10 protein-coding genes are annotated in these 13,197 nt (G+C 46.7%); 9 read left to right on the top strand and 1 reads right to left on the bottom strand.

Annotated features, from left to right (window positions below):
- The first annotated feature begins 346 nt into the window (after positions 1–346).
- From NST47_RS27055 to NST47_RS27040, 4 genes are all read left to right on the top strand, one after another.
- On the top strand, positions 347–1,201 hold the full coding sequence (locus NST47_RS27055) for an ABC transporter permease (protein WP_341157894.1): 855 nt from the start codon (positions 347–349) through the stop codon (positions 1,199–1,201).
- Positions 1,202–1,213: 12 nt separating this feature from the next.
- Positions 1,214–2,089 (top strand): carbohydrate ABC transporter permease, encoded by an 876-nt coding sequence (locus NST47_RS27050; RefSeq protein WP_341157893.1) that lies wholly within the window; start codon positions 1,214–1,216, stop codon positions 2,087–2,089.
- A gap of 36 nt (positions 2,090–2,125) precedes the next feature.
- On the top strand, positions 2,126–3,763 hold the full coding sequence (locus NST47_RS27045; protein WP_341157892.1) for an extracellular solute-binding protein: 1,638 nt from the start codon (positions 2,126–2,128) through the stop codon (positions 3,761–3,763).
- Positions 3,764–4,296: 533 nt separating this feature from the next.
- Positions 4,297–6,516, top strand: coding sequence for a helix-turn-helix domain-containing protein (locus NST47_RS27040; protein WP_341157891.1), 2,220 nt, complete (start codon positions 4,297–4,299; stop codon positions 6,514–6,516).
- A gap of 22 nt (positions 6,517–6,538) precedes the next feature.
- Here NST47_RS27040 and NST47_RS27035 read toward each other — a convergent pair whose 3' ends face one another.
- Positions 6,539–7,426: a LysR family transcriptional regulator gene (locus NST47_RS27035; protein ID WP_341157890.1), complete on the bottom strand. Its 888-nt coding sequence runs from the start codon at positions 7,424–7,426 to the stop codon at positions 6,539–6,541.
- 175 nt (positions 7,427–7,601) lie between these two features.
- Here NST47_RS27035 and thrC point away from each other — a divergent pair, with 175 nt between their 5' ends.
- The 5 genes from thrC to NST47_RS27010 all read left to right on the top strand — a co-directional run bounded on the left by thrC (position 7,602) and on the right by NST47_RS27010 (position 13,191).
- Positions 7,602–8,885 carry a threonine synthase gene (thrC, locus tag NST47_RS27030; protein ID WP_341157889.1) on the top strand — a complete coding sequence of 428 codons (1,284 nt, stop codon included), beginning with the start codon at positions 7,602–7,604 and terminating at the stop codon, positions 8,883–8,885.
- An 89-nt stretch (positions 8,886–8,974) separates the two neighbouring features.
- The gene (locus NST47_RS27025) at positions 8,975–9,277 is read left to right on the top strand and encodes a heme biosynthesis protein HemY (RefSeq protein WP_076229151.1); all 303 of its coding nucleotides are present in this window, start codon (positions 8,975–8,977) and stop codon (positions 9,275–9,277) included.
- A 37-nt stretch (positions 9,278–9,314) separates the two neighbouring features.
- Entirely contained in the window at positions 9,315–9,536 is a 222-nt protein-coding gene (locus NST47_RS27020) for a DUF1450 domain-containing protein (RefSeq protein WP_076229152.1), read from the top strand.
- 144 nt (positions 9,537–9,680) lie between these two features.
- On the top strand, positions 9,681–11,954 hold the full coding sequence (locus tag NST47_RS27015; RefSeq protein ID WP_341157888.1) for an AraC family transcriptional regulator: 2,274 nt from the start codon (positions 9,681–9,683) through the stop codon (positions 11,952–11,954).
- 259 nt (positions 11,955–12,213) lie between these two features.
- A complete protein-coding gene (locus NST47_RS27010; protein WP_445667401.1) occupies positions 12,214–13,191 on the top strand; it encodes an ABC transporter permease in 978 nt (325 codons plus the stop codon).
- Positions 13,192–13,197: the final 6 nt, after the last annotated feature.

Here is a 13,197-nt window from a genome sequence, read left to right as displayed (position 1 = left end):
TTACAGCCGTATAACTTGATAATAAGCTTGCTCTCAGAGGGTACAGGATAGGGTACTCTCTTTTTGTTGCGCCCACAAAAGCAAGAAACGTGTGGTGTGCAAAATAGGTGATTATGCGCTCCATAAGGCTTCAGTAAAGATATGTGGGGCATATGGAAAATGGTGAATTGAATAAATGAAGCTGTTCCGCTAACTTGAAGATAGGCTGCAGCCGATTCAACACGATCCCACAGGAAGGAGTGTGGAAGTCATCCAATCACAAGTACAATCAGAATCGATCAAAGTGCGTTCCAGCTCAAGGAAATGGGATAAAAAGAGATTCCGGCAAAATATTCCGATCCTGCTTATGTTTGCACCGGTTGTCCTTTATTTTCTCATCTTTCGTTATGCACCTATGGCAGGGCTTGTCATAGCCTTCAAGAACTATAACTTTCATGATGGCATTTGGGGAAGCCCCTGGGTAGGACTGGATAACTTCCGACTGTTATTTACCCAACCGAAGATGATTGAGATCATTCGCAATACATTTGTATTAAGCTTTCTGCAGGTGATTGTCGGATTTCCGTTTCCGATCCTGCTCGCTATTTTTTTGAATGAAGCCAGAAAGATGTGGTTCAAACGTATCATTCAAACGGTTGTGTATTTACCTCATTTTTTGCATTGGGTTATTATCGGGGGCTTGATTATCCTTATTTTTTCACAGGAAAAAGGGATTGTGAATCACTGGCTAGCGCCGCTGCTTGGAAGCGCATTTCCATTTCTGTATAACCCAACTTCATGGATCACGATCTTTGTAGGTTCAGGTATTTGGAAAAGCGCAGGCTGGAACGCAATTATTTATTTAGCTGCTCTAGCTGCAATTGATCCGGCGCTATACGAATCGGCTTCTATGGATGGAGCAGGGAAAATGCGAAAGATATGGCATATTACGCTTCCATCAATCCGACCGACCATTATCATTATGTTTATCCTCTCTGTAGGTCACGTCATGGAGGTTGGGTTTGACCAAGTGTATGTGCTGCAAAATTCAGTGGTTTCCAACGTGTCCGAGGTTATTTCCACATGGAATTTCAAGGTCGGCATCAATGGTGGACGTTTCAGCTTAGCTGCGGCGATGGGTTTTTTTGAATCCTTTGTAGGCTTGTTCCTCGTGGTTATGGCCAACCGTATTGCTAGACGATTCGATCAAGGACTGTGGTAAAGGGGTGGTATCGTGAAGGATACTTTAGGTGAAAAGTGGTTTTACGCGTTTAACTATGTCATTTTGTCTATAATCGGGTTAAGCTGCCTGCTGCCTTTGGTGCACTTGTTCGCATTATCGCTCAGCAACAACGCGGCTATTGTGTCCGGCAGTGTGACGCTTTGGCCCATTGGCTGGAACATTGAATCTTATGATAAGCTTTTTTTCGGCACCCGGATCTTGAGCGGCTTTCAGAACAGCTTGGTTATCACCATTGTCGGTACGGTACTCAACATGATTTTTACGATTTGCTGTGCTTATCCGTTGTCCAGAAAATTTATGTATGGCCGCAAGTTTTTCACGCTGGCGATCATCTTCACGATGCTGTTTAGCGGAGGCTTGATTCCTTCCTATCTGGTCGTTAAATCGCTGGGGTTAATTGATACCTACGGGGCGCTCTGGCTTCCGGCACTGGTCAGCGTGTACAATATGCTCGTTATGCGTTCGTTTTTTATGGGCTTGCCGGAGGAAATTGAGGAAGCGGCGCGGATGGATGGCTGCAGCGAGGTGGGCCTGCTGGTGCGGATTATATTGCCATTATCGATGCCGGTCATGGCAGCGTTAATCTTATTTTATGCGGTATCGCACTGGAATTCATTCTTTAACGTGATGATTTATATTAATTCGACCGCCAAATACAACGTAGCCGTATTGGTGCAGCAAATGATACAAAGCCAGACGGTGCTTCAGGATGTAGCGAATCAATCGCCTGAGGATTTGAATTCGGTTACAGAAGAATCGATCAAAGCGGCCGGTGTATTCGTAATGACCGTACCCATGTTAATTGTTTATCCGTTTTTGCAAAAATATTTTGTTAAAGGGGTATTGATTGGATCGGTGAAAGGGTAGAGCACAGGCATCAGAAAAATGAGGAGGCAACTATTCATGAACAAAAAAACCATCTATGTCGCTTCGATTATCAGCTTATCTCTGACTACGGCGTTAGCCGGCTGTTCCGAGAGCAAACCATCAGCGGGTACGACAGACGGAGACGCGTCCAAAGCCAAAAAAACCGTCAGCCTGTCCATGTATGATCGCGGTAGTATACCACCTGAGGTGGGAACGATTGAAAATAACCTGTGGACCAAATGGATACAGGAAAAAACGAACATGAACATTACGTTCTCGCCCGTGCCGCGGGGGGAATCCGTGCAAAAATTTAATACGCTGTTTGCATCGGGCTCCGCTCCCAATCTGATTCAGGAGTATGATGGTGTGTTCCGAAATCAGCTCTATAATCAAAAGCAAATTATGCCGATTGATGATATGATCAATAAATACAGCACCGTGTACAAGGATCAATTGACCAAGTTTCCGCTGCTCAAAAAATTGGGTATGAAGGAAGACGGAAAGCTGTATGAATTCGGCCGCGTGCTAGGTTATGTACCTTATCATTATGTGCTGGTACGCGAGGATTGGCTGAAAAAACTGAATTTGAAGGCACCCGAAACGACCGAGGATCTGTATCAAATCGCCAAAGCATTCGCTAATCAGGACCCGGACGGCAACGGTAAAAAAGATACATACGGCTTGAACTTAAGCACAACGAATCCCGGCAATGATCTGTGGGTTGATTATATATTCCAGAATACAACATGGATTTTGCAGGATGGCAAATGGGTCAAGGATTGGGACCGTCTTAAGGCAGCAACCGAGTTTAAGAAAAAGCTGTTCGATGAGGGGATCATTGACAAAGACTTTTTAACCGATAAAAACGGCAAAAAGGCACAGCAGGACTTTGTACAAGGTAAAACAGGCATCTATGGCACCGGTGGAGGTATTCGTGGCTTTTACAGCAGTGCTTACGAAACATTGAAAAAAAATGTGCCTGACGCGAAGCTGATCGTCATTCCGCTCCCGAAAAGCTCATTTGGCCAATTCACTCCGCCGTTTAATCCTCCCGTGCAAATGACCTCGGTCGTCAATACCGATACGAAGGATCAGGAGGGTGTGATGAAGCTGGTTGATTTCCTAAGCTCACCTGAGATGATTAAGGCTTCTTATTTTGGTCAGGAGGGTGTGCATTATAAGGTTGAGAACGGTAAAGAAACGATCATCAATGCCGATAAAAATAAAAAAGAAGTTGATTGGCTTAGCGATTTGCGGATGCTCGGCGGACAATATTTGTATAACGAGTTTGATACGCAAATCAAATCCTTCGATACAAGCAAGCCTATGGAAAAAGAATTTGTGGATCTGATGAATGAGATGTACAAGATTAATATTACTAAAGATCGGCCTCTAGCCAACATCACCTTGGGGAGCTACATGCCGCAGCTGCCTTCCGATATGGATTTCATTAATAAAACGTTAAACGACACGACGAATCCGATTAAGGACTTATACAATAAAGCGATTGTTAGCGGAAGCGGATACAGCGTTGAACAGGCCGATCAGGAAGCCAAATCGCTGTGGAAAAAATCAGATGGCGATAAGCTGGAGAAATGGTATCAGGATTGGTACAGCAAAAATAAAGATCAATTGGTTACGCCAAAGGATTTGCTGGATATGAATTTCAAATAATTCCCTGACGAGCGTATTCAAAAAGTTAGGTCGCTATGGAGAAGGGGGATGCCTCCAAGCTTATGCTTACGATGCTAGTTTGCATTCGCAAACTCTTAGCTGTTGAAATCGTGAAGAATGATTATGATATTGAGTGGTATATTCACGATTTCAAAGGCGAACACTACGCTCCTCCAGCACCCCCTTCTCCTCCGCTATTCCTTTTGAATACGCTTATTATTCTAAAGAGGGGCTATCGAGTCACAAGGCTGTCGACAGGATTTACGGTCGGCAGCTTCTGTTCGCTTTTTTCGGCTTTCTCCGAAAACAAAGCCTATGCTTACGAAGTAAGTTTTCTTCTAAAACTTTTAGAAGTGCGGTGAATAAAGAGCGGAGCGGCCAAATAATCCTGGAGAAGCGTCAGCGCTCGCCTTTGTTTCTGTATTTTTACCGCTAAATCTCTTATAAAATCAAAAAATATGGAAACAACAGCGATCGGATGGATATTTGGCCGCGTAGCGGGACTTATTCACCACACTTTGAGGAGGCACCCCATGAGGACAAAAAATCCTTGGTTTTTTAAGCTGATCACGACTTACCTGCCGATTCTTTATGTGGTTGTGCTCGCTCTTAGCTTTCTGTTTTTCATGACGCTTAGCGATCTGTCCAATAAACAAACCGTAAAGTCCAACGAGGCTTTCACGAAGTACGTAACCCAGCGGCTGGATTCCTTACTTGAAAATATTGACCAAATTACGATCACCGAGATCAACAGCGATAAAGAACTGCAAAACTATATGTTTCAAAAATATGACGATGCGAGTCCGTACTTATTGAATAGCGCGATCTCCAATCGCTTCAGTAAAATCAAAATGAGCTTTCCGATGATTCATTCTATTTATTTTTACCGGATATCTGATCAAAGCATATTGAGTCTCGAATCGATGCATACGCTGGATCGTTTTCCCGATCGAGATTTTATTACTAAGGAAATCGAAAAGCCTTTTTCCAGCTACTGGACAGACAAGAGACCATATAAGGAGTTTGAAACTCAAGCCTCGGCAGTTCCCGTGCTTTCACTGGTCAAAAAACTGCCCATGTTCACCAATCCGTACGGCATGTTAGTCATTAATATCGATATCAATGCGTTCCAAGCGCTTTTGCAGGATATGTCCAAGCAAACTGTCAGCTATGTGAAGCTGTTTGATAAGCAAGAAAACCTGTTGGCTTCGAGTAATGAGGCAGGGGGACGAGATTTGTATTCGCTTCGTTCAAGCGTCTCCAATCTGGAGATCCGCAGCGGGTTAAAGGACGGCTACGAATATGGACTTCTATCTGAGTTGTATTCAAATTGGATCATTGCTGGCATGATTCTCGTGCTGCTGGCGACAATTGGTACTATCTATTTATCCAAAAGATACGCCAGACCGATTGATGCCAGCGTTAACCGAATTTCGGACTTTTTCAGTAAACAGCAAATCGATAATACGAGCCGGGAGCTTTTGCATTTTGTCGATTCCGCTGTGGATCAAATCATTGATTATGCGAATCGATATCAGAGTCAAAGCGACACCAATCTACTATATAGGAAGAAGCATTTTTTCCATGAGTTGTTGGATGGGGATCGGGAAATTGACAAGGTTGAATATCGTGAGGAAATGAAGAGCTTCGGCCTGCAGACGGATGGTGTGGATTTTGCCGTTATCCTGGTGGAAATTGATCGTATGAGTGATTTTTCGCATAACTACTCGTACAGAGACCAATATTTATTGAAGTTTGTTATTACGAATGTGTGGGATGAGCTGGCTGCCGAGCAGGATTTGAAGGTATGGAGTGAATGGATGTCTGCGGAAACGCTGGGAGTTATGTTTAGCTCGGAGAATCGTTTCGAGGAGGCTCAGTCGGCGCAAATGATCGCAATTGGGGAGCAGCTGAGGGCGTGGGTGGAGACCAATCTGAAATTCACGGTAACGATCGGCGTCGGTACAATGCTTGAGCAGCTGTCAGGTATTCGCAAATCCTTTCAGCAGGCCAAGGAGGCGCTGCAGCTTAAGACTTCAATTGGGAACAACCGTGTCATCGTCTATAAAGAAACAGTTCGTCAAACGGAAGCTGAGCTATTTGATCTATTGGAGCTTACGAGGTCCATCACGCAGCTGTATAAAAGTGGGAATGAGGATTGGCGCAAGCAGTTCGAGTATTTTTTTACGGTATTGGGCAAAGGCGGACATACCTCGAAGGAAATCATTAATTTAATCAATTATATGTGTTTTACCTTTACGAAGGAGCTTTCCGATTTTCCGGCAGAATATGTGGAGATGTGGAAGCAAACAGCGCTTGGCCCGATGACCGAAGCGCTCCAAATTTATGAAACGGCAGAAGAAATCAAACAAACCTATTTCGCTGTATTGATTCAGGTGGAGGAGAACTGGAAAGGGATTCGTGAGAGCCGCAATAACCGTCATCTTATTTATCAGGTGAGGCAGTATATTGAGCAAAATTACGCCAACTCCGATATGTCACTGCAATTGTTAAGCGAGCAATTCGGAATGAACAAAAGCTATGTAAGCCGAATCTTCAAGGATGAATTTGGGGAGAACTTCGTGGATTATTTAGCTGGTATCCGCATTCAGCACGCCAAGCAAATGCTTGAGGATACACAGCTGCCCATTCAGGATATCGCGGTTCAAATTGGCTATGTGCATTATTTTACCTTTATTCGTGCCTTTAAAAAATTGATCGGGATTTCTCCAAGCGATTATCGAAAAAAATAAGAAAATGATTAAGAATTGAAATTCAGCAGATGTGTGCATGCACATGCGCCAGAAACTGCTCACATGCAGGGGAGAGATCGTCATCAGACCTGCGGTAAACGGCAATCGGATTGGGTGCATGGATACCTTCTACATGTACTCTGGCCAATGCTTGCTGATGGATGTATTCAGCTGCTTCCAGAGCGGATATGAAGCTGGCTCCGTAGCCTGACATCACCGCACGCATCGTTTCGTGTTGGCCATTGAATTGTAAGCCAATCTGTGGGAACTGAACTTGATATTGCCGACAAATTGCGAACAACGTTTCCCGTGAGGAACTGCCTTCCTCGCGCAGCACGAATGGCTGCAGCAGCATCTCAGCCAAAGAAACCGTCTTGCCTGCAAGAGGGTGTTGGCCCGGAACGACGAACCATAGCTCATCCATCAGAAGCTCCTCGCGCAGCAAGCCTGCGGGAGCTTCTTTGCTGCCCCCAATGAAGGCCAAATCCGCCTCATAGTGCAGCAGCTTGTTAAAGGCCGCGCGTGAGTTCGATGTGGTCAAGGATAGCTCTATTTGCTCGTGACTGCTCTTGAAGGCTGCCATCCAGGCTGGCAATAAATGATTGGCAGGGAGATAGGTTGCAGCTAATCGCAGCTTACCCAGTGAACCGTCCCGATACGCGGTAAACTGTCGGGTCATCTCCAGCTCTAAAGCAAACAGTTTTGCTGCGTGAGTATATACGAGCTCTCCGGCTTCACTCAAACATACACCTCGTCCCTGTGGTGACAACAGGGTAAGGGCAAGCTCCTGCTCCAGATTGCGGATTTGTGCAGTTACGGCTGGTTGGCTGATATGCATAGCTTCAGCAGCCTTGGTGACACTGCCTCGGGAAGCAGCCTCATAAAAAAGCCTTAATGCATGCAGATTCATCCTGGGTGGCTCCTCCCTTCCTACCATTCCATGCGATTAGTTGAATTCATCAATATAATTGATGAATTCATAAAATCAGAATATTATATTTATGAGTTGTTTTATTCTATTGTAAGAGATAAACAGTCGAGCTGCAAGGGCTGGCATCACTTCATAGAAGGGGACGGTGTAACCGATGAAATTCGTTTGTATAGATTGCGTGAAGGCTTATAGGCTGGAGGAAAGAAGGAACCCTTTTTTATGTGATTGCGGCGGCTTGCTGGAGGTCAGGCAAGATTATCGGGGCGTAGATGGGGAAAGGTTAAAGCTGGAGTTCGACAACAGATTGGCCGATCGAATGTCATCATGGGCAAGTGGTGTGTGGAGGTATAAGGAATTGATTGCTCCGGAATTGCCGGATGAGTATATAACGAGCAGATATGAAGGGAATACAGGCCTATACCCATCAGCGACCTTGGCTGAATTTGCCGGTGTACGCTGGCTGATGTTGAAGGCACAGAGCGAGAATCCGAGCGGCTCGTTTAAGGATAACGGCATGGCGGTTGCGGTTTCCCATGGCCGTTCGTTGGGCTATAGACGGTTTACCTGCACATCAACAGGAAATACGTCGTCCTCACTCGCTATGTACGCTGCATGGGCGGGCTGCTCTTCGTATGTTTTTCTTCCCCAACACCATATTTCGATGAATAAAGTTTTGCAGACGCTCGCCTATGGCGCTCAGGTGATATCGTTTGAAGGTACTTATGATGATGGAATCCGTTTTAGCGAGCTTCATAGTGAGCAGCTCGGCTTATATGTATGCAATTCGATCAATCCGTTCCGAATCGAGGGTCAGAAGAGCATTGTATTTGAAATTGCCCAGCAGCTGCGTTGGCAAATGCCGGATTGGATCGTAGTGCCGGGAGGCGCATTAAGCAATGCAACTGCATTGGGCAAAGGCTTGTACGAGCTGAAGGAGCTCGGGATGATTGACAAGCTGCCACGCGTTGCCGTTGTTCAGGCGGAGGGGGCCAGTCCGTTTCACCGGATGGTTGCTCATGGAGATGCCCGGCTTAAGCCTGTACGGAACCCCTATACACGGGCAACGGCAATGAATATCGGGAATCCGCCGAGCTGGAAGAAGGCACTGCAGTATGCCATCAAGTATACGGAAGGTGTGACCGTATCGGTGACTGACGAGGAAATCATGCTGGCCAAAGGTCGCATCGACCGCAGCGGTATCGGTTGTGAGCCTGCATCTGCAGCTTCAGTAGCAGGGCTGAAAAAGCTTGCTGCTTCCGGTATTATCGATAAGGAATGCACAGCGGTGTGTCTGCTTACCGGGCATATTTTGAAGGATACGGAGGCGATAGAGGCATTGTATCAAGGCACCTTGGCATCTTCAGAAGCAGCTCCTTCCATCCTGCATACACCCGATCTGACTCTGGACGAGGTGCGCCGATTTATTACAGAACTGTAATAACAGTCAAATAGCTGTATAATGGGTTGATTTCCGAGAGTGGTTTCTTTACAATAGGGAGAAAAGCATACAGGGAGTGGGCAGTGGAAATGAACGTTAAAATTTCACGTAATGCAGCGAAAGTCTTACTGGCTGAGCTGGAAAAAGAAGAAGACAAAGATTTAAAGGTTCGCATCTATATTACGCATAGCCATGGTGACCATGCGCATTATGGTATGGGGATGGACAAGCCGACTGAGGATGACGTTGTAGTTAGCACTGATAAAGGAATTGATGTGGTTTTGAAGAAGGACGAGCCTTTACTGGATGGAATCCGCATCGATTATTTCTACACACCGGAGGAAGGCTTTGCAGTCACCAATCCGGGTAAAGGGAATCACGGCGATCACTAAGCTGTGCATTCATGGGATATGAGAGGATTTGTAAGTTATGGCAAACGATATTCGCGTCTGTGATAAGTGCAAGCATATGAAGATGAAGACGGCCGTATCCAAGCTGCAAAAGCTGGCCCCGGACGCTGACATCAAAGTAGCCTGCAAATCTTATTGCGGTCCCTGCTCACGATTTGCTTTTATATATATTAATGGGCGTTATGTGACTGGGGCTACTGAGGACGAGGCGATTGAAAAGGTTAAGAAATATGTAAAATAATTGAATGTGCTTTTATAAGAAGGGGGCGAAAGCCCTCTTTTTTGCTTTAGTCCGGTTAGCAAGAATATCGTATATGTTCATTGGAGATGTATCCGTATACAATGAAGGGATAAAGATGTCCAATGAATACGGGAGAGGAACAGGATGCAGAAAAAATGGCTTTATCGATTAATCTTATCCTATATTCCCATTTTCTTCGCTGTGGTCTTTTGCCTGATGCTGGTGTTTTTTTTGACGACGAGCGAAATGATGAAAAAGCAAACCCTGCGGGGAAACTTGTTGTTCGCCGGACAGGTCATGCAAATTGTTGATAGCACGCTGCATAATATCGATACGTTGGCCAGCAAAAACTTGCTGTTAAACGATAAGGTAGCTTCCTATTTCAAGAGCCCGAGTGGGCAAGCTCCTTATGAATATTATGAGGTAACAGGAGCTGTTCGTGACTTTATGACACCACTGCCGATGATTGATTCCGTTTATTTGTACAGAGCTGCGGATAATAAGGTTTTGATGCACCATTTTGTGTCGGAGCTTCCGCAGTTCGGAGATAAGGAATTTATACAGAGTGTGATGAAGGATGATCGTCCTTATATGTGGAGCGGTATCCGCAGCTTGTATTTGTTTGCAGAGGAGAATCAGCCCAAAAGTGTCGTCTCGCTGATCAAGAAGGTTCCTTATTATTCAGGTGAACAGGGATTGATCGTCATCAATGTCAGAGCAAGCTCGCTGGCCGGTCTACTCTGGGATATGAATCCGGAGGGCAGTCCCTTGTTATGCATGTCTGATGAGACTGGAAGAAGCTTTGCTGGCTTTGACCGTTATTGTACGGGTGAGCAGGCCAATGGCTCCCTGGCAGATACGGAAGATATGAAGCTGAACTCACCTTATACGAGCTGGACTCTGCATGTCGGACTGCAATCGGAAAGCTTGGTTTCATATATATCGACCTTTTCCTATATCTGGTTCGTGCTTGGTCTAGCTGCCGTTATTGCCGGAATCGCGGCCATGACCTATATCAGCCATAGGCATTATCGACCCTTGGAGCAAATTCTGGGGCGCATTCATACGTTTGCCGAGAAGAAGAACAGCCATGTGAGCCGCGGCAAAGGTGAGGACGAATTTGCTTTTATAGACAGTGCGCTCGAGAGTCTGATTGAACAGACCAACAGCTTCGAGCAGCAGCAGGAGGAAGGCATCCAATACAGACGCATCCATCTGTATAAGGAGGTTATGGAAGGTTCGCGGATGCTTTCCAGGGAAGAGTGGCAGCGGGAAGCTGCAAAGGTGGGGATGCCCGGACCTGTGGGGTCTGCCGTGGCTGCCATTGTGGAAATTGATCTATTTCCCGATTTTTCCAGGCAATATTCACAGCGGGATCTGGCGTTGTTCAAGTTCACGCTGCGCAGCGCGATTCAGGAAATCGCCGAAGAGGAAGGGGAAAACCTGTGGACAGAATGGACGGCGCCTCACCGACTCGGATTGTTATACCGCTTTGGCGAAGCGGCGGGTGAGCGGCATATGCTGCTCAAGATTAAAGCCTTGTCCGAAAAAGCAAGGGCATGGGTAGAGCAGTATCTCAAATTTACCGTTACGATTGGTATTGGCGGACTGGTGAAGGATATTGCGGATTTAGCATTGTCCTTTCAGCAATCTGCTGTCGCAGCCGAGCGCAAGGTATCCTTGGGTCCGAACCGGGTGACTGTGTATGATCCACAGCTGAAGCTGTTATCGGAAGGAACAGACATTGACCCACTGCTGCAGGAAATGAGGGAAGCCGCCCAATGGTTCCGGCTGGGGAATGCCGATTGGGAAATGCTGCTTGGTCATACCTTTCAAACGCTGGCTGAAGGCATCTATTCACGTCAGGATTTGACTGCTTCCATACGTACCTTTAAAGCACAGCTGAAGCGGGAGCAATATGAGCTTCCGCAGGAACAACAGGAGGTATGGGCATCTGTTGTGCTTGACCGTATTCATGAAATACCAGATGAATTTGAATGGGCAGAGGCGGCGCGTCAGGCGCTGCTTCCGCTGCTGCGGGAAGCGGATCAGCCGCTGCAAGCGCTGCGTATGCAGCGTGAGCAGTATACGCTTGCGGCACAGGTATGCTCCTATGTCAGCGACCACTACACCGAACCTGATTTGTCTTTAACCCATATCAGCGAAGCGTATCAGGTTAACATCAAGACGCTCAGCCGCATCTTCAAGGAGGAGATCGGCGAGAAATTCGTCGATTATGTTGCCCGGGTGAGAATCGAGCACGCGAAGCGGTTACTGGCGGAAACGAGTGAATCTGTACAGAAAATTTCCGAGCGTACGGGTTACTTGTCATCGATTTCGTTTATCCGCGTTTTTAAAAAGCTCGTTGGCATGACGCCAGGCGATTTCCGTAAGGAGCAGGAATTGCGGAGGCTGTGAGAGAATCAAAGAAATTCATGTGGCTGCCGAGGCTTTGCCAGGCAGCTTTTTGCTATTTCCATAAGGAAAAGCGTGGCAGCGGATATACACGAATACCGTAAAGCGTCAAATTCACTTACGAGAAAACGGTTTATTGCCAGAGGGCGGGACCTGGGGTTATGTTGGTATCGTTCAGCGAGGGCAGGCAGCAAGTACGCAAAGTGCCAAGAGCAGGGAGCAGAACGAATCAGACACATGGATGAAGGAAAGGAGGATTTGCATGGAAGCGAAGCAGGCAAGCCGCACACCCGTAAAGCTGACGGGACACGAGAGCCGCAGACTGGCAGCGAAGCGGCGCCCTTTTTGGCACGGTCGCAGGTTTAGACAAAACATTCCACTTTGGATCATGTTTATCCCGGTGGTTGCTTTTTATCTGATCGTCAAATATGCGCCGATGCTGGGGCTGGTCATTGCTTTTAAAAATTACACGTTCTATGAAGGGATTTGGGGAAGTCAGTGGGTCGGGATGTCCAATTTTGACAACTTATTCACACAGGCCCAGTCGGTGCAAATTATTCGCAATACGTTACTGCTCAGCGTGCTCTCGGTATTTGTTGGATTCCCTTTTCCGATTGCGCTGGCTATTTTACTAAACGAGGTACGTCGAACCTGGTTTAAACGAACCGTTCAGACGCTCGTCTATATGCCGCATTTTTTTTCCTGGGTCATTGTCGGCGGCATCGTGATCACTTTGTTTTCGCAGGGAGGGGTCGTCAACAGCGGTGTTGGGGCGATATGGGGAGAACCGTATGCCTTCCTGTTCCATGAATGGTCGTGGATATCCATCTTCCTCGGCTCCGGTATCTGGAAGGAAGCGGGCTTTAGCGCAATCATTTATTTGGCCGCATTAACGACCATCGATCCGAGCTTGTATGAAGCGGCGAGCATGGACGGAGCCGGCAAATGGAAGCAGATCCGTCATGTTACGCTGCCAGGCTTAAGCTCAACGATTGTGCTGATGCTGATTCTGGCAATGGGCAGGATCATGGAGGTCGGCTTCGACCAGGTGTATGTGCTGCAAAATTCGATCGTGTCCAACGTATCCGAGGTGATCAGCACCTTCATTTATCGTACCGGGCTGCAGGGAGGTCAATTCAGCCTGACGGCTGCGCTTGGACTATTCGAATCGCTGGTCGGACTGGTACTGGTCCTGCTCGCCAATACGATAGCCCGGCGGTTCAACCGTCAATTATGGTGAGGAGGA

The organism is Paenibacillus sp. FSL H8-0034 (genome assembly GCF_038000305.1).
Classification (GTDB): domain Bacteria; phylum Bacillota; class Bacilli; order Paenibacillales; family NBRC-103111; genus Paenibacillus_S.
Note: the sequence above shows the minus strand (reverse complement) of the source record. Positions and strands in the feature narration are given on the sequence as shown.

Coding starts and splice junctions, on each gene's coding strand:
- NST47_RS27010 (WP_445667401.1), top strand. CDS start 12,214: ATGGAAGCGAAGCAGGCAAGCCGCACACCCGTAAAGCTGACGGGACAC.
- NST47_RS27045 (WP_341157892.1), top strand. CDS start 2,126: ATGAACAAAAAAACCATCTATGTCGCTTCGATTATCAGCTTATCTCTG.
- NST47_RS27025 (WP_076229151.1), top strand. CDS start 8,975: ATGAACGTTAAAATTTCACGTAATGCAGCGAAAGTCTTACTGGCTGAG.
- NST47_RS27040 (WP_341157891.1), top strand. CDS start 4,297: ATGAGGACAAAAAATCCTTGGTTTTTTAAGCTGATCACGACTTACCTG.
- thrC (WP_341157889.1), top strand. CDS start 7,602: ATGAAATTCGTTTGTATAGATTGCGTGAAGGCTTATAGGCTGGAGGAA.
- NST47_RS27055 (WP_341157894.1), top strand. CDS start 347: ATGTTTGCACCGGTTGTCCTTTATTTTCTCATCTTTCGTTATGCACCT.
- NST47_RS27015 (WP_341157888.1), top strand. CDS start 9,681: ATGCAGAAAAAATGGCTTTATCGATTAATCTTATCCTATATTCCCATT.
- NST47_RS27020 (WP_076229152.1), top strand. CDS start 9,315: ATGGCAAACGATATTCGCGTCTGTGATAAGTGCAAGCATATGAAGATG.
- NST47_RS27035 (WP_341157890.1), bottom strand. CDS start 7,426: ATGAATCTGCATGCATTAAGGCTTTTTTATGAGGCTGCTTCCCGAGGC.